This window comes from Agreia sp. PsM10 (assembly GCF_030433855.1).
Lineage (GTDB): Bacteria > Actinomycetota > Actinomycetes > Actinomycetales > Microbacteriaceae > Agreia.
In genome coordinates this window covers 1-16,672 of record NZ_JARUXC010000015.1, presented here as the reverse complement: position 1 = coordinate 16,672, position 16,672 = coordinate 1, and the positions used below count along the sequence as shown (strand labels likewise).

16 protein-coding genes are annotated in these 16,672 nt (G+C 69.0%); 13 read left to right on the top strand and 3 right to left on the bottom strand.

Translation table 11 applies throughout. The annotated features are described in order from the left end of the window. From QCD70_RS15875 to ccsB, 3 genes are read left to right on the top strand one after another with little or no spacing between them, the layout of a single operon-like run. On the top strand, positions 1 to 756 hold the full coding sequence (locus QCD70_RS15875) for a cytochrome c biogenesis CcdA family protein (RefSeq protein WP_301218041.1): 756 nt from the start codon (positions 1 to 3) through the stop codon (positions 754 to 756). Further along, a complete protein-coding gene (gene resB, locus QCD70_RS15870; protein ID WP_301218038.1) occupies positions 740 to 2,467 on the top strand; it encodes a cytochrome c biogenesis protein ResB in 1,728 nt (575 codons plus the stop codon). Before QCD70_RS15875 ends, resB begins: the two co-directional genes overlap by 17 nt. A gap of 13 nt (positions 2,468 to 2,480) precedes the next feature. Further along, positions 2,481 to 3,482 carry a c-type cytochrome biogenesis protein CcsB gene (ccsB, locus tag QCD70_RS15865; protein ID WP_301218189.1) on the top strand — a complete coding sequence of 334 codons (1,002 nt, stop codon included), beginning with the start codon at positions 2,481 to 2,483 and terminating at the stop codon, positions 3,480 to 3,482. Between the two features lie 90 nt (positions 3,483 to 3,572). Here the strand turns inward: ccsB and QCD70_RS15860 are convergent, their stop codons facing one another. Together QCD70_RS15860 and QCD70_RS15855 are read right to left on the bottom strand one after the other, a co-directional pair. Next, the gene (locus QCD70_RS15860; protein ID WP_301218036.1) at positions 3,573 to 4,568 is read right to left on the bottom strand and encodes an o-succinylbenzoate synthase; all 996 of its coding nucleotides are present in this window, start codon (positions 4,566 to 4,568) and stop codon (positions 3,573 to 3,575) included. A gap of 41 nt (positions 4,569 to 4,609) precedes the next feature. Beyond that, entirely contained in the window at positions 4,610 to 5,137 is a 528-nt protein-coding gene (locus QCD70_RS15855) for a ribonuclease H family protein (RefSeq protein ID WP_367316737.1), read from the bottom strand. A 75-nt stretch (positions 5,138 to 5,212) separates the two neighbouring features. Between QCD70_RS15855 and QCD70_RS15850 the strand changes: the two genes are divergently transcribed. The 9 genes from QCD70_RS15850 to QCD70_RS15810 all read left to right on the top strand — a co-directional run bounded on the left by QCD70_RS15850 (position 5,213) and on the right by QCD70_RS15810 (position 13,889). After that, a complete protein-coding gene (locus QCD70_RS15850) occupies positions 5,213 to 6,220 on the top strand; it encodes a hypothetical protein (RefSeq protein ID WP_301218034.1) in 1,008 nt (335 codons plus the stop codon). A 29-nt stretch (positions 6,221 to 6,249) separates the two neighbouring features. After that, entirely contained in the window at positions 6,250 to 7,428 is a 1,179-nt protein-coding gene (locus QCD70_RS15845; protein WP_301218032.1) for a hypothetical protein, read from the top strand. Between the two features lie 50 nt (positions 7,429 to 7,478). Beyond that, positions 7,479 to 8,399 (top strand): 1,4-dihydroxy-2-naphthoyl-CoA synthase, encoded by a 921-nt coding sequence (locus tag QCD70_RS15840; protein WP_301218029.1) that lies wholly within the window; start codon positions 7,479 to 7,481, stop codon positions 8,397 to 8,399. A gap of 145 nt (positions 8,400 to 8,544) precedes the next feature. Further along, positions 8,545 to 9,057, top strand: coding sequence for a MarR family winged helix-turn-helix transcriptional regulator (locus QCD70_RS15835; protein ID WP_301218027.1), 513 nt, complete (start codon positions 8,545 to 8,547; stop codon positions 9,055 to 9,057). A gap of 11 nt (positions 9,058 to 9,068) precedes the next feature. Then, positions 9,069 to 9,491, top strand: a complete 423-nt coding sequence (locus QCD70_RS15830) for an organic hydroperoxide resistance protein (RefSeq protein ID WP_301218025.1) — start codon at positions 9,069 to 9,071, stop codon at positions 9,489 to 9,491. Positions 9,492 to 9,644: 153 nt separating this feature from the next. Continuing rightward, complete coding sequence (locus tag QCD70_RS15825; RefSeq protein ID WP_301218023.1) at positions 9,645 to 10,322, top strand: response regulator transcription factor; 678 nt, start codon at positions 9,645 to 9,647, stop codon at positions 10,320 to 10,322. Further along, positions 10,312 to 11,922 carry a sensor histidine kinase gene (locus QCD70_RS15820; protein WP_301218020.1) on the top strand — a complete coding sequence of 537 codons (1,611 nt, stop codon included), beginning with the start codon at positions 10,312 to 10,314 and terminating at the stop codon, positions 11,920 to 11,922. The genes QCD70_RS15825 and QCD70_RS15820 overlap by 11 nt, the downstream gene beginning before the upstream one ends. A gap of 111 nt (positions 11,923 to 12,033) precedes the next feature. Continuing rightward, positions 12,034 to 12,501 (top strand): hypothetical protein, encoded by a 468-nt coding sequence (locus QCD70_RS15815; protein ID WP_301218018.1) that lies wholly within the window; start codon positions 12,034 to 12,036, stop codon positions 12,499 to 12,501. A gap of 158 nt (positions 12,502 to 12,659) precedes the next feature. Then, the gene (locus QCD70_RS15810; RefSeq protein ID WP_301218016.1) at positions 12,660 to 13,889 is read left to right on the top strand and encodes an AMP-binding protein; all 1,230 of its coding nucleotides are present in this window, start codon (positions 12,660 to 12,662) and stop codon (positions 13,887 to 13,889) included. Here QCD70_RS15810 and QCD70_RS15805 read toward each other — a convergent pair whose 3' ends face one another. Beyond that, complete coding sequence (locus QCD70_RS15805; RefSeq protein ID WP_301218014.1) at positions 13,890 to 15,071, bottom strand: Na+/H+ antiporter NhaA; 1,182 nt, start codon at positions 15,069 to 15,071, stop codon at positions 13,890 to 13,892. 127 nt (positions 15,072 to 15,198) lie between these two features. Between QCD70_RS15805 and QCD70_RS15800 the strand changes: the two genes are divergently transcribed. Next, positions 15,199 to 16,185 carry a 1,4-dihydroxy-2-naphthoate polyprenyltransferase gene (locus tag QCD70_RS15800; protein ID WP_441004950.1) on the top strand — a complete coding sequence of 329 codons (987 nt, stop codon included), beginning with the start codon at positions 15,199 to 15,201 and terminating at the stop codon, positions 16,183 to 16,185. Positions 16,186 to 16,672 lie beyond the last annotated feature (487 nt).

The window sequence follows — 16,672 nt, the reverse complement described above, 5'->3', positions numbered from 1 at the left end:
GTGAACAATCCTTTCGCGGAGGCGGTGCTCTCCGGGCAGTTGCTGCTCGCCCTGCCCATCGCACTGCTCGCCGGGCTCGTCTCGTTCGCGTCGCCCTGCGTGCTGCCGCTCGTTCCCGGCTACCTCGGCTACATCGGCGGCTTCGCGTCCGCTCCGGATGCGACGGGTCGCGCACGCGGCCGAGGCCGGCTCCTGCTCGGCGTGGCCCTGTTCGTGCTCGGCTTCTCGCTGGTGTTCGTGGCATACGGAGCGGCGTTCGGCGCTGTCGGCGCCTGGCTCACCACCTGGCAGGACCTGATCACCCGCCTCCTCGGGGTGGTGGTCATCGCCCTGGGCCTGGTCTTCATCGGACAGTTCACCTTCATGCAGCGAACGATCAAGCCGTCGTGGGCTCCGGCAACCGGCCTCGCGGGCGCGCCCCTGCTCGGCATCGTCTTCGGCCTCGGCTGGACACCGTGCATAGGCCCGACGCTCTCGGCCATCGCGGCACTCAGTCTCAACGGAGCGTCGCCGTGGCGGGGCGCACTGCTCGGGCTCGTCTACTGCATCGGACTCGGCATACCGTTCTTCCTCGTGGCCCTCGGCTTCAACTGGGTCACCGGATCGGTCGCATTCCTCAAGCGGCATATTCGCGCCGTGAACATCATCGGCGGAGCGCTGCTCATCGCCGTCGGACTGCTCATGGTCTCGGGAATCTGGACCATCGTCATGAACAACCTGCAGGGGGTGATGTTCTCCTTTGTCACGCCCGTCTGATCATTACGACTCTCCGAGCCCGGCGCCCGAGTCCGCACGCGAGGCCGGCTCGGCATCCATCACCCAGCCGAAGCTCGGCGTGGTCGGCTGGCTGCGCTGGTTCTGGCGGCAGTTGTCGAGCATGCGCACGGCGCTGTTCCTGCTGCTTCTGCTCGCGCTCGCCGCTGTTCCCGGCTCGCTCGTTCCTCAACGCTCGAGCGACCCGAACGGGGTCACGCAGTACTTCGTCGACAACCCCACGCTCGCCCCGATCCTCGACAGCGTGCAGATGTTCGCCGTCTACAGCTCGGTGTGGTTCTCGAGCATCTATCTGCTGCTGTTCATCTCGCTCGTGGGCTGCGTCATTCCGCGCACCAAGCATCACTTCGACGCGCTGCGCTCGGCTCCGCCCAAGACACCCGCGAGGCTGAACAGGCTCGGCGGCTTCATCACGCGGCAGTATGCGTTCGCTGAGCCCGTCGAAGCGGGCCCTTCGACAGGCTCGGGGAACGAGCGGAATGCGGGGAGCGCCGCGATCCTCGAATCGGCGCGCTCGATCCTCAAGAAGTCCGGCTACCGGGTGCGCACCTACCAGGATGCGCGCTCCACGTCGGTCTCGGCCGAGCGCGGCTACGCGCGGGAGACCGGCAACCTCGTCTTCCACACGGCGCTCGTCGGCATCCTCATCACCGTCGGCATCGGCGGCGGCTTCGGTTATGCGGGGCAGCGCGTGGTGGTCGAGGGGCAGACCTTCGTGAACACGCTCCTGGCCTTCGACTCGTTCAACCCCGGACGCTTCTTCTCCGACGACACGCTGACCCCGTTCACCCTTCGGCTCGACGAGTTCGACGCGACCTACGAGACCCAGAACCTCGATGCGTTCGGGCAGCCCATCGACTATACTGCGCACGTCACGACGTCAGAAGACGGCGACGAGGCCGACGGCGAGGTCAAGGTCAACAGCCCGCTCAAGATCGGCGGCTCCGATGTCTACCTGCTCGGAAACGGCTATGCGCCCACCCTCACGGTCAAGAACGCCGACGGCACGGTGGTGTTCACCGACTCGGTCCCCTTCCTGCCTCAGGACGCCAACCTCACGTCGCTCGGAGTCGTGAAGATCACCGACGGGCTGCCCGAACAGGTGGGCATGATCGGCTTCTTCTATCCGACCCAGGACGTGTCGTCGACGGGCGCCTACTTCTCGTCGTTCCCCGAGGCCGAGTACCCGGTCGTCACCCTCAACGTCTACACGGGTGACCTGGGGCTGAACGAGGGTGTGCCGACATCCGTCTACTCGCTGGCGACCGACAAGATGACGCAGCTCACCGGTGGCCAGACCGGGGTCGACTCCATCGAGCTCAAGCCGGGCGAGACCGCACAGCTGCCGAACGGCATGGGGTCGGTCACGCTCGACGGCATCAAGCGCTTCGCCTCGTTCGACATCCACCGTGACCCCACCCAGCTGTGGGTTCTCGTCTTCGCGATCCTCGTGCTCGGCGGCCTGCTCACCTCGCTCTTCATCCCGCGCCGACGCGTGTGGGTGAAGCTCGTCGAGAATGCCGAGGGCACGGGCGTGACCCTCGAGTACGCGGGGCTGGCCCGAGGCGACGATCCGCGCCTCGACGACGCGGTCGCCGAACTGGCCGACAAGCACATCGCGAGCCTTCCCTCTGCTCAGGCCGCGACCCCTTCACCCGAAATCACCGGCGCGAAGACGCCGGACGACGCTTAGGATTGCCTCCGTGATGGAAACGCTGGAACAGTACTCGATTCTCCTCGTCTATTCGGCGATGGCGATCTACGCTCTCGCCTTCATCTCGTTCGCGCTCGACCTGGCCAAGCGGTCGTCGCAGATCAAGGCCGACGAGGTTGCCGCGGCGCCCGCCGAGCTGGTCGGCGCATTCGTGTCGGGCCGCAGCGGCGTGACCGACGCCCCTGTCGTCGCCAGCACCGGCGCGGCCGGCGCATCCGGTGTCGATGCCGGCCCGAAGCGGTCGGTCACCCTGCGCATCGGCGTGGCCCTCACCGTGATCGGATTCCTGCTGCAGCTCGTCGGCGTGGTTCTGCGCGGCATCGCGGCGGAGCGTGTGCCGTGGGCCAACATGTACGAGTTTTCGATCACCGGAACGCTGCTGATCATGGGCGTGTTCCTGGTAGTGCTGATGCGCCAGGATCTGCGATTCCTCGGAACGTTCATCACCGGACTCGTTCTGATCCTGCTCGGCGTCTCGACGGTCAACTACTACGTGGCGGTCGTTCCGCTGCCTCCGGCGCTCGACTCGGCGTGGCTCGTGATCCACGTGTTCGTGGCCAGCCTCGGAACGGCTTTCTTCGCCCTCGGAGGCGCGCTCTCGGGCATCCAGTTGCTGCAGAACCGACGAGAGACGGCCAAGGGCTCGAAGTTCCTGAACTTCCGTCTGCTCGACACGCTGCCCGACTCGGTGCGCCTCGAGAACCTCGCCTACCGCATCAACATCGTGGGCTTCGTGTTCTGGACCTTCACCCTCATCGCCGGCGCCGTCTGGGCCGAGCGCGCCTGGGGTCGCTACTGGGGCTGGGACACCAAAGAGGTGTGGACCTTCATCATCTGGGTCATCTACGCCGGTTACATCCACGCCCGCGCCACGAAGGGCTGGCGAGGATCGCGCTCCGCATGGCTGGCGCTCATCGGCTTCGCCGCGGTGCTGTTCAACTTCGGCGTCGTGAACGTGTTCTTCAAGGGGCTGCACGCCTACTCGGGTCTGTAGGCCACTCGGGTCTCCGGGCCTCGCGCTCCAACGCAGGAAGAACCGGCGCGACGCCGCACATTCGCACGCGGCGCGCGCGTTCTTCCTGAGTTACAGCGCCGCCAGCACCTCGTAGCAGCGGGCCAGTCGGGCTCGCCACCAGGCGTCGCGATCGGCGGATGCCGCTTGCTGCGCCAGCGCGGCCGCGTCGAGCTCCACGCGCTCGACCTCGATGACACCGCCGGTCGCGCGAACGGGCCGCGCCGTCACATCCGCCGCCAGCAGCGACGCCGTGCCCAGCCCGCAGTCGTAGTGGAGTTCGGGCACGCTCGCGGCGAGCCACGCGCCCATCGACAGGCCGACCGAGGTGTCGAGGGCGCTCGAGACGACCACCGGAAGCCCTGCCTCGCGCACGATGTCGAGCGCCGCGTGCACGCCTCCGAGCGGCTGCGCCTTGATCACGAGCAGGTCCGCAGCACCGGCGCGGGCGACCTCGAGCGGGTCGGATGCCTTGCGCACGCTCTCGTCGGCCGCGATCGGGATGTCCCAGTCGTGCAGGCGCTCGCGCAGCTCGGCGAGCTCTGCGATCGAGGCGCAGGGCTGCTCGACGTATTCGAGATCGAATTCTGCCAGCGCGTGGATCGCGTGCTCGGCCTCGTCGACGTTCCAGCCGCCGTTGGCGTCGATGCGGATGCGCCCCTCCGGCCCGAGCGCGTCGCGCACGGCCCGGACGCGGGCCACGTCGTCTGCGAGCACCTGTCCCGCCTCGGCCACCTTCACCTTCGCGGTGCGGCAGCCGTCGTACAGGGCGAGCACCTCGGGAACGCGGGACGCATCGACCGCGGGCACCGTGGCGTTGACGCGGATGCGGTCGCGCAGCGGCGCGGGTTGCGCGGTCCAGCCGAAGTCGATCGCGGCGGCCAGCCAGGCGGCCGCCTCGTCGTCGCCGTACTCGACGAAGGGCGAGAACTCGGTCGAGCCCTCCGGACCGCGGAACACCATGGCCTCACGGGTGTCGATGCCGCGGAACCGCGTGGTCAGCGGAAGAGAGACGACGTGGGCGGCGGCGAGCAGATCTGCCAGGGGAGGAAGCGCGGGGGAGGCCATGGCTTCAGCCTAGGCCGACGCTCCGTCTGCGCTTCGCGAGCCTAGAAGAGCGAGGGCGGCGCCGTGTCTTCGGCCAGAACGGGCTCGACCGGCGTCGCCGCGGCGGCTCCCGGCCATCCCGGGCCGCTCGGCACGGAGGTGCGGTTCTGATACGCCGTGGATGCCGCCCGTGCGCGAGAGTCGGCCGCCTCGTTCATGGGGTGGTTGGCGTGGCCCTTGACCCACTCGAACGTCACGACGCGGCCCTGCAGCGCCTCGTCGAGCTGCTTGATGATCTCGACGTTGAGCACCGGCTTGCCGTCGGCCTTGCGCCAGCCCTTGCGCTTCCAGCCCGCCATCCACTCGGTGCACGCCTTGATGGCGTACTGGCTGTCGCAGATGATGTGCAGCGGCTCGTCTTCGCCCTCGGTCGCGCGCAGCAGCTCGAGCACGGCCGTCAGCTCGCCGATGTTGTTCGTGGCGCGCGGCCATCCGCCCGCGGCCCAGCGCTCGTCGTCGACGTACCAGGCCCAGCCGGCGGGGCCGGGGTTGCCGAGGGCAGAGCCGTCTGCGGAAGCGACGATCGTCACGAGGTACTCCTTCTGGCGCGGGGCGGGTGTTGCGCACTATCGAGGGTAGGCGACGCGGGCTGGCACACTGGACGCATGCGCGACGACTCGGCCCTGGTGCATGACGACGAGACGCCCGGCGTGCCCGATTACGGAACGCCGGGCGGCGTGCCGGCGCGGGTGGGCGGCCCGGCCTACGGGTCGGCCCGGCCGTCGCGCACGGTGTCGGATGCTCCGGTGTCGGATTCCGAGGCTCGCCCCGACGGCGGCGACGACGGCGACGATGAGGGCGGCTTCGCCGGGTTTCTGGATGCCTTTCAGGACCGGGCGCAGGCGGTGCTGTCCGACCTCGGGATCGGCCCGGACGACGACCTGCCGACCGTATCCGACGGCGTCGACTGGTCCCTGTATCCCGGAACGCGGGCGGGCGACGCCGAGTTCGCGCTGGCGGCCCTGTCGCAGGAGCAGACGATCGAGCGCAATGAGGCTGTGCTGGCAAGCCTGCGCGACGCCATCACGCCCAGCTTCGGACTCAGCTGGGGACTGTTCGGCGAGATTCCGCGCATCGACCCGGAGATCAACGACTGGGGAGGGGAGAGCCTGCTCGAGACCTGTACCACGGGCGTCTGGCGTTCCACGGCCAAGCTCACGAACCCTCTCGTCAAACAGCAACTCGTCGAGTTGGTGACGCGGATGCTCGCGGCCGCGGGATTTACTGACGTGACGCTCGAGAATGACCCGGGTCGAGCGTCCAGGCCGGTCCCAGGCGATGCCAGCCCGCTCGTGGAGGCCGAACGGAGGCTCGACGAGATCGAGCGCGAGTTCGGCGGGCGCACCCTGCGGGACCAGCCCGTCTGGCGACTGGTGGCCCACGAGAAGGTGCACTCCGACAGCAGGTTCGAGTTGACGATCATCGATCTGCGCCTCGATCGAACGGGCGCTTTTCTCGAGCGAGCACGAGCACGCGCCGCCCTGCGTGGCGGGCCGATGAACTCCGTCGACATCGGCATCGTCTCTCGCGGAACACTGCCCGAGGTGTTGGCAGGGGAGTTCCGTGAGCGGGCGGAGCGCTACGAGCGGCGCGATCCGCCGGCGGCCGGCTGAGGCGCGCCTTCGGCTGACACACTGGACGCATGCGTGATGAGGACGCGGCGGTGGGGGAGCCGACAACACCCGACTATGGTGCCCCGACGGGGGCCGACGCCAACCTGCCTCTGTACGGGAGCAAGGACTCCGTTGTGCCCATCGAGCATGCGGTCTCCGACTTCGACCCCAAGGCGGCGGCGAATGTGGCGGCCCGTGCCCGCGCAGCCACAAGGCGAGCGCGCGAGGCGGCGGACCGACGTCGAGCGAAAGAGGCCAGGGCCGAAGCGTCTGTCCAGGCGTTCAGGGAGAGGAGAGCGCGGGAGGCGCAGCGGGCACAGGCCCGGATCGACAAGGCCGATCAGGCCAGGGCCGAGCGCTTCCGGTTGGCAGGGCGCGACCCGGCGACCCTACGACCGCGGGTGGCGAGGCGGTCTTCTGCCGCCCGCGATCGCTCGGCCCGGCGGAGGCGCCTGTGGGGAGTAGCCGGCGCATTCATTCTGGTCGCAGGTGTCGGCACGGGTCTGGTCGTGGCGAACCTGCCTGAATCCCCGCCGACGTCGATCTCCGACGGCCTCGACTGGTCGAGCTATCCGGGTGTGAGCGACGGAGAATCACCGTCGGTGCTCATCAACGAGAGGCAGGAGCAGATCATCGCGGCAGACACGGCCCTCGTCGAGGCGATGGCAGAGGCTCTCTCCGAGGAGACAGGTCTCGGCTGGAACCAGAGCGGCATCGACACCCTCACCCGGCAGGAGAACGACTGGGGAGGGACGAGCATGCTGAGTGAGTGGCGTTCCGCAGACTGGTACACCACGGAGCCGATCACGGACCTCGACACCAAGGCCCGGATTATCGAGCGGGCACGATTCGTGCTCGCCGAGCACGGATATGACGGGGTTCAACTCGTGAACGACCCCGTCGAGGGACAGGGCTACAACCTCGACAGCGACTTCGGTGGCTCCACCCTGGCCACCCAGGTCATCTGGAGGCTGCAGGCCAAGGGAAACCGCTTCACGGACTTCGAGCTGACGATCACCGATCTGAGCCGAGACACGGATGGCCGATTCGCCCGGGCTGCGAGCGAGACCGAGCGGCAGGGTGGAGTCCCCCCGAACAGTGTGCATTTCGCGGTGCGCAGCGACCGGCTTCTGGCCGCGTCCGACGAGCGGGAGTTCAACGAACGACGTGAACCATTCGTTCGAAAGAAGGCGCCGCCGCCGTTCTGATCTGCGCCCATGCAATACGAGCCTCGGCGCATCGCTGGCAGACTGGCTGCATGTCTGAAACGCCGTTCGTCTCCGAGATCTTCGATGCATCCGAGTGGGCTGTCGCGCCCGGGGCGGGCGCCCTGACCGACATCACGTACCACCACTCGAACGATGGGCGCGTGGCCCGCATCGCCTTCAACAGGCCCGAGGTGCGCAACGCGTTCCGACCGCACACGGTCGACGAGCTCTATCGCGCGCTCGACGACGCGCGGCAGAATCCGCGCATCGGCGTCGTGCTGCTCACCGGCAACGGCCCGAGCCCGAAAGACGGCGGCTGGGCGTTCTGTTCGGGCGGCGACCAGCGCATCCGAGGCCGCGACGGCTATCAGTACGCCGACGGCACCGTGCCCGATGGACCACTGGCCGGCGCCGCGACCGGACGGCTGCACATCCTCGAGGTGCAGCGGCTCATCCGCACGATGCCGAAGGTGGTCATCGCCGTGGTTCCCGGCTGGGCGGCGGGCGGCGGACACTCGCTGCACGTGGTCTGCGACCTGTCGATCGCCAGCGAGGAGCACGGCAAGTTCAAACAGACGGATGCCGATGTCGGCTCGTTCGACGCCGGCTACGGCAGCGCGTACTTCGCCCGGCAGATCGGGCAGAAGTTCGCGCGCGAGGTGTTCTTCCTGGCCCGGGAGTATTCGGCCCAGAGGGCGTACGAGATGGGCGCGGTCAACGCGGTCGTGCCGCACGCGCAGCTCGAGCGCGAGGCGCTGGACTGGGCGCGCACGATCCTGACCAAGTCACCCACGGCCATCCGCATGCTCAAGTTCGCGTTCAACGCGGTCGACGACGGGCTGATGGGACAGCAGGTCTTCGCGGGAGAGGCCACGCGGCTCGCCTATGGCACCGACGAGGCCGTCGAGGGCCGCGACTCGTTCCTCGAGAAGCGCGAGCCCGACTGGTCGCCGTTCCCGTACCACTACTGATCCCGTCGGCGGTCTCGATACGCCGGCTCGTTCCTCGCGCGGCTACTCGACCGGCGCCCACCCCTGCGCCGGTCGAGTAGGCCGTCCACGGCCGTATCGAGACCATTAGGTTGCGCACAACTGAATTGTGCGCAATGCTTTTGTCATGACCACATCGACGGCTCCCGCTGCAGCGCCGCAGCACTCCGTGATCGATGAGCTCGTCTGCTTCGCGCTCTACAACGCATCCCACGCGATCACGCAGACCTACCGCTCGGTGCTCGCGCCCTGGGGGCTCACCTACCCGCAGTACCTCGTGTTCGTCGTGCTGTGGAACGAGGGAGCGATGCCCCTCGGCGACCTCGGCCGACGGCTCGAACTCGACTCCGGAACCCTCTCGCCGCTGACCCGCCGCATGGAGCAGGCCGGCTATCTCGAACGCTTGCGCGCATCCGACGACGCCCGAGTGGTGACGATCGCGCTCACGGCCGAGGGCGAACGGATGCGCGAGGAGCTCGCAGCCGTTCCGGCCTGCGTTGCCGGCGCGATGAAGCTCGACCAGTCGACCGCCATGCAGCTGCGCGGCATGCTGCACCAGCTGGCCGACGACACCCGCGCGTTCGACGCGGCGTCGTCGGACCCCACCGAGACCACCGGCGCACCCGACGCCGGTCGATGAAAGGAAACCCCATGGAGATTCTCTACACGGCAGAAGCGCTCTCGACCGGCGAGGGCCGCAACGGCCACGTGCGCACGAGCGACGGACAGGTCGACCTCGACCTCGCCATTCCCAAGGAGATGGGCGGCTCGGGCAACGGAGCGAACCCCGAGGACCTCTTCGCCGCCGGATACGCGGCCTGCTTCCACTCCGCCCTGCAGAGCGTCGCCCGTGCCCGCAAGATCAAGATCTCCGACTCCAGCGTCGGCGGCCGCGTGCACATCGGACCCAACGGCGAAGGTGGATTCCAGCTCGCCGTTCTGCTCGAGGTCGTCATCCCGGGCATCGAGCTCTCGCTCGCGCAGGAGCTCGCCGACGCCGCACACCAGGTGTGCCCGTACTCCAACGCGACTCGCGGCAACATCGACGTGCAGATCGTCGTCGAAGAGGGCTGACCCTCCTCCCTTCGCCTCACCGAGCGCGGGTGTTTCCGCCGATCGCGGTGGCTTTGCCGCCGCGATGTTCACGAACACCCGCGCTCGCGGCGTGCCCGGCGCATCCGGTGGCGCTTCAGCCACGCTTCAGCGCCCGTCGGGCAGACTGGGCGCATGCGCGTGCTGGTTGTCGAAGACGAGAAACGCCTCGCCGAGGGCCTCAAACGCGGGCTCGAGGCCGAGGGGTTCGCCGTCGATGTCGCATCGACCGGCACCGACGGGCTCTGGATGGCCACCGAGAAGGACTACTCGGTGATCCTCCTCGACATCATGCTGCCCGGAATGAGCGGCTACCGCGTGTGCGAGCGACTGCGCGCCGCCGAGAACTGGACCCCGGTTCTGATGCTCACCGCCAAAGACGGGGAATGGGACCAGGTCGAAGCTCTCGACACCGGGGCCGACGACTATCTCACCAAGCCGTTCTCGTTCGCGATCCTGCTGGCGAGAATGCGAGCCCTGATCAGGCGGGGCGCCGCCGAGCGGCCGGCCGTGCTCGAGGCCGGCGACATCCGCGTCGACCCGTCGACCCGCCAGGTCACCCGAGGCGCCGAGCGCATCGACGTGACCGCCCGCGAGTTCGCCGTCCTCGAATACCTGATGCGGCGCAAGGGCGACGTGGTGTCGAAACGCGACATCATCGACAATGTCTGGGACGACGACTTCGACGGCGAGCAGAACATCGTGGAGGTCTACGTCGGCCATCTGCGCAACAAGCTCGACAGGCCGTTCGGACGCAACGCGATCGAGACGCTCCGCGGCGCGGGCTACCGGCTGGCCTCCCATGGCGGCTGAACGGGGCAGGCGTCGCCGGCTCTCGCTGCGCTGGCGCATCGTCCTCGTGGCCACGGCGGCCGTCGCCGTCGCGCTCGCTGTCGGATCGGCGGCATTCGTCGGCGTGCTGCGGGAGTCGCTGGTCGCGGGGGTGCAGCTGACCGCAGAACGGGATGCCGCCGAGCTCGTCGGCCAGGTCGAGACGACCGGGGTGACGTCGGTCGACACGGATGCGGATGACGACGACGAGCAGATCGTGCAGCTCGTGGCCGCCGACGGCTCGCTCGTGGCGGCGAGCGACAACGCCGACGACGGCCCGCTGCTCTCCCTTCCTCAGCTGCAGCGCACCGATGTTCCCGTTGCGGACGACGACGCCGGGAGCACGCCCACGCCGTCGAGCAGCGACGACGACGGCGACTCCGATTCCGACTCGGGAAGTTCCGGGCGCGGCTCGAGCGACGACTCGGGGGACGATTCGGACGACGACTCGGGTGGTTCGGACGACTCGAGCGGCTCGGACGACCCGACTCCGACGTCGACCGCGCCCGCCGCGCCGCAGCCCACGTCGACGCCGGTGCTCGTCGACGACACCACGACCGGAACCGTGACGGACTCCGACGGCGCGTCGTTCGCGGCTGTCGCACGCACGGCAGTGGAGGCCGGCTCGGGGCGAGAGCTCTGGATCTTGGTGGGACGCAGTCTCGCCACCGTCGACGGCACGATCTCGACCGTCGTGGGGCTTCTGGCGGCCGCCGTGCCGCTGCTGCTCATCGTGCTCGCCGTCACGATCTGGTTCGTCGTGGGTCGGGCCCTCCGCCCGGTCGACCGCATGCGGCAGCAGGTCGACGAGGTCACGGCGTCGAGCCTCGACCGCCGCGTCGCCGACCCCGGAACAGACGACGAGGTCGGCCGCCTCGCGCACACCATGAACCGCATGCTCCAGCGCCTCGACGACTCCCGACGCTCGCAGAACCGCTTCATCTCGGATGCCTCGCACGAGCTGAAATCGCCCCTCGCCTCCCTGCGCCAATACGCGGAGGTCGCCCGCGCGCATCCGGATCGCATCTCGCCCGACGAGCTCTCGACGGCCGTGCTCGACGAGGGGGCGCGCCTCGAGGGGCTCGTGCAGGGGATGCTGGTGCTCGCCAAGGCCGACGAGCGCATGCTCACGAGGCCAGCCACCCCGGTCGACCTCGACGACATCGTCTTCGCGGAGGCGAAGCGATTGCGCGGCTCCACCTCCCTGACGGTCGACTCCGGCGCGGTCGGCGCGGCCCAGCTGCACGGAGACGCGACCCTGCTCTCGCAACTGGTGCGCAACCTCGTCGACAACGCCGCACGCCACGCGACGACGACGGTCTCGCTCGCGGTGCGGGTCGATGCGGATGGCACGGTCGCGCTCGTGGTCGACGACGACGGCGCCGGCGTTCCCGAGGCCGACAGGGACCGCGTGTTCGAGCGCTTCGTGCGCCTCGACGAGGCGCGTGCCAGAGACGGCGGAGGCAGCGGCCTGGGGCTCGCCATCGTGCGCGAGATCGCGGCGGCCCACGGTGGCACAGTGGCCGTCGAACGGGGCGCCGGCGGGGGAGCCCGCTTCGTCGTGAGGCTCTCGACGAGCTGACCGTGCGAGCCGGTCGGGCCGTTACCTGAAGGCCGCTTCAGGATGCTTCAGGGCCGCTTCAGCGCCCGCGCGTCACAGTGGGTTCCATCACCACGACGCCAGGAGGCAACCATGCAGAAGAAGACCATGTGGATCACGGCCGCAGCCGTCGGAGCCGTACTCGTTCTCGGCGGTGCGGGAGCCGCCGTCGCATCGAGCGACTTGTTCGATGACGACGACGACCGCGCCACCAGCACCTCGTCGGGCACGGGCACGGATGACCGATCGCTCAGCGACGACCGCAGCGACGACAGCTCCGACGGCCGCAGCGACAGCAGCAGCAACAGCGGCCGCGACGACGACGGCGGCGACCGCGACGACAGCTCCGACGACAACACCGTGCCGGCGACGGCCGACGAGCGCTCCGCCGCCGAGGCCGCGGCCCTCGACGAGATCGGCCAGGGCACCGTGCGCGAGTTCGACACGGGCGACTCCGACGACGACTACGCCTACAAGGTCGAGCTCGTCATGGACGACGGCAGCGAGGTCGAGGTGGAGCTCGCCTCCGACCTGAGCGTTCTGCGCATCGACCGCAACTGACGAAGCGCGGGAACGCGGGTGTTCGCGCACGCCGCGGTGGCTGAACCACCGCGCTGTGCGAGAACACCCGCGTTCGCCGTCGGTCAGGAGTCACCCCGCCCCCGTCCAGGGGCCCAGACGTTACCTACCCGAAACACGCGCTGACGTAGGGTGAACGGATGACACGCCCGCTCGACATCGTGGTTGCGAACGACGCACTGGCGGTGCTTCCGCGCCTGCGCGAAGCCCTGTCGCAGGGCGGCGCGGCCATCCTGCCTCGCACCATCGACCAGCGCGAGGTCGACGCGCGCCCGCTGCCACGCCACGCCGCACCCGCCCCCGGCGAGACGCCTGCGGCGCGCGACGAACCCGTTCCCGATCGGGTGGCCAAGAACGTCGCCCTCGTGATCGAGACCTCGGGGTCATCGGGAGCGCCCAAGCGGGTCGCCCTGTCGACGGGCGCGCTGCTCGCCAGCGCGGCCTCGGTCGAGAGCGAGCTGGGCGGCAGCGGCCAGTGGCTGCTCTCGCTGCCCACCCACTACATCGCCGGCGCGCAGGTGCTCGTGCGATCCATCGTCGGCGGAACGACACCGATCGTGCAGCCGCCCGGTCACTTCTCGGCCCGCGTCTTCGCCTCGCTCGTCGACGAGATGGATGCCCCGCTGCGCTTCGCCTCGCTGGTTCCCGCCCAGCTCGCCCGGGTGATCGATGCCGGCGAGGCCGATGAGGGCATCCGGCAGCAGCTGCGTCGCCTCGACGCCATCCTCGTGGGCGGACAGGCGCTGCCGGCCGCCCTCTATCAGCGCGCGATCGAGCTCGGCCTCACCGTTCGTCGCACCTACGGCTCGAGTGAGACGGCCGGCGGATGCGTGTACGACGGCATTCCCCTCAGCCAGGTTCAGGCGCGGGTCACCGCGGGCGAGCTCGAGCTCTCGGGGCCGATGCTCGCCGAGGGCTATCTCGGAGACCCCGAGCTCACCGACCGAAAGTTCTACACCGACAACGGCCGTCGCTGGTATCGCACCGCCGACTCGGGAGACGTCGTCGACGGGGTCGTCCGCGTCTCCGGCCGCATCGACAACGTGATCATCTCGGGTGGCATCAAGGTGTCGCTCGACCGGGTCGAGCGGGTCGTGCAGTCGCTCGACGGCTTTCGCGGGGCCGTCATCGTTCCCCAGCCGAGCACCGAGTGGGGGCAGGTGTCGGTCGTGGTCACCGAGGGCCCGGTGGATGCCGACAGCCTGCAGCGCGTGCGCGACGCGGTGATCGCGGGGCCGGGTCGGGCCGCCGCCCCCGTGCGCATCGTGACCGTCGAGGCGATGCCGACCCTCGCATCCGGCAAGCCCGACAGGCTCAGCCTGGCCCGCTCGCTGGCGTCGGCCGCGGCGTCCGCCTCCGCGTCGGACTGATCAGGCGGAGCGCATGCGTTCGACCGCGTTCTCGCGAAGCACCCGCAGCCGCTTGTAGTACGCGGCGAGGCTCGACACGAGCACGGCGGCGACCACGATGGAGATCGACGATCCGAGAAGCACCGCGAGGGTTCCCTCGTCGGCCACCTCTTCTGCGCCGGCGAACGCGAGCTCGTTCATCAGCAGAGACACGGTGAAGCCGACTCCTCCCAGCGCACCGGCGGCGAGCAGCCCGTGCAGGGTGAGGTGGGGGCGCTTCTCGCGCGGGCCGACGAAGCTCGACAGCCAGCCGCCGAGGCTGATGCCGATGATCTTGCCCACGGGCAGGGCGACGAGAATGCCCCAGAACGGAGCGGCGAGCTCGCCGGGTGCCACCTGCGGGATGGCGACGAGGGCCGCGGAGAAAGCGAAGATGGGCAGGATCGCACCGTTGGTGACGGGCTCGAGCACGTGCCGAACTCGCATCGCGGGCAGGCGCACCATCGCCAGGCCGAGAGCGACGCCGGCGATCGTGGCGTGCACTCCCGACAGGTAGGTGAGCGACCAGGTGACCAGTGCGACGAGGCCCATCACGATTCCGACGGGCACGCGGTAGCGGCGGCCGAGACTGCGGCTGAGCAGCCAGAAGAGCGCGACGCCCACGGCGGCGAGACCGATGAACAGCAGGTTGGGGTCTGCGGTGAAGAACACCGCGATGATGAGGATCGCCACGATGTCGTCGAGGATCGCCAGGGCGAGGATGAAGATGCGCAGGCGCGACGGGATGCCCTTGCCGAAGACCGCGAGCACGCCGAGTGCGAAGGCGATGTCGGTCGCCGTGGGAATGGGCCACCCGCCCTCGTAGCCCGAGCCGGCCGTGATCGCGATGTAGATCAGGGCGGGCACGATCACGCCACCGAGCGCCGCGATCGCCGGGCGCACCGCCTTCGAGACGCTGTTCAGCTGGCCCACGGCGAACTCGTTCTTCAGCTCGACCGCGACCACGAAGAAGAAGATCGCGAGCAGGCCGTCGCTGATCCAGTGGCCCACCGAGAGGTCGAGCGGGGTGCCGGGGATGGCGAGATGCGCGTCTTGCAGGCCCATGAGCGCCGGGCCCGCGGGCGTGTTCGCGAGAAGAAGCCCGGCTGCTGCGGCCACCAGCAGGAAGAGGGCGGCGACCCGTTCGGATCGGATGAAGGTCATGCGGTGTCCTTGCTGCCTCCCGCTCGGAGGCATGGCGAAGCGGAATGAAAACGATCCCGTGATCGTCTGCCGACCAGACTTCCCGGCGCACCAGCATCCATTCTACGTCGAGCCCTACAATCGTCGGGTGCCCACGAGTAAGAAGTCGCCCCGCAAGAAGTCCCCGTCGCGCAACGCCCGCCGCGTGAAGTCCACCGGGCATCCGGCCGGGCCCCGAGTCGCGCCGAATCGCCCGAAGAAGGTCACGGCGGGAGACTGGATCGCGGGCGCCCGTCTGCGCACGCTTCCTCTCGCCATTGCGCCCGTCGCGCTCGGAACCGGCGCGGCCACGATCCTGGGCTCCGTGCACGATCAGTGGCCCCTCGTGGTGCTCTGCCTCGCGGTGGCCCTGTTCCTGCAGATCGGCGTCAACTACGCGAACGACTACTCCGACGGCATCCGGGGCACGGATGCCTTCCGCGTCGGCCCCGCGCGTCTGACCGGCTCGGGCGCGGTGCGGCCGAAGCTCGTGCTCACGGTCGCGCTGGTCTTCTTCGGCCTCGCCGCGGCAGCCGGCATCGCCATCGTGATCATCACGCAGATCTGGTGGCTGCTCGCCGTGGGCGCCGTGGCCATCGTGGCCGGCTGGTTCTACACCGGCGGCAAGCGTCCCTATGGATACGCGGGGTTCGGCGAGCTCTTCGTGTTCGTCTTCTTCGGGCTGGTCGCCACGCTCGGCACGATGTGGGTGCTCGTGCGCGACATCAGCCTCGAGGGGCTGCTCGCCGCCGTCGCGATCGGATTCATCTCGTGCGCCGTTCTCATGGCGAACAACATCCGCGACATCCCGCAGGACCGCATCGCGAAGAAGAAGACGCTCGCGGTTCGCGTCGGCGACCGGCCCGCGCGCATCCTGTACTGCGTCTTCATGCTGATCCCCTTCCTCGTCGTGGGATTCCTGACCCAGCTGTTCCCGCTCGCGATCCTGGTGTTCTTCGCTCTGTTGATCGCCATCCCGGCCGCGCTCATCGTGCTCACCGCGAAGACGCCGAAGGAGCTGATCCTGGCGCTGCAGCTCACGAGCCTCACGGGGCTGGTCTACGGACTGGGGCTGGCCGCCGCCATCGCGTTCTAGCCGAGGGCGCTGCGCTGGTCGAGTAGCCCGAGGCCGCCTGCGGCCGAAGCGTATCGAGGCCGCCGTGGTTGTGGTCTCCCAGGAAACGTGCCCCCACCCATGCGTTGATCGATTAGCCGCGCGAGGAACGAGCCGGTGTTATCGAAGTGCTTCCCGCGGTGGCGTCGATACGGCAGTTTTGTGGCCTACTCGACAGTGCAATGGGAGGAGATGAGCACATCCGGCCCGAATACTGCGTTGGTGTGGCGTATCTCCTCCCGTTCGCCAGCTTGGGCGGAGATGTCGAGCTGCCAGCCGCATCTGCTGACGCACTGAAGTGCGGAAAGTGGCCGCTTCGTCGACGGTCGACGCGGCCACTTTCCGCACCTCAGTGAGACGGTGGTCTCGATACGGCGGCTCCCACGTCGCGCGCCTACTCGACATTGAGAATGGGTGTGTAGCCCGGGAGGGTGTTTGACCTTCTACTCGACGGACCACCCGTGGGTGT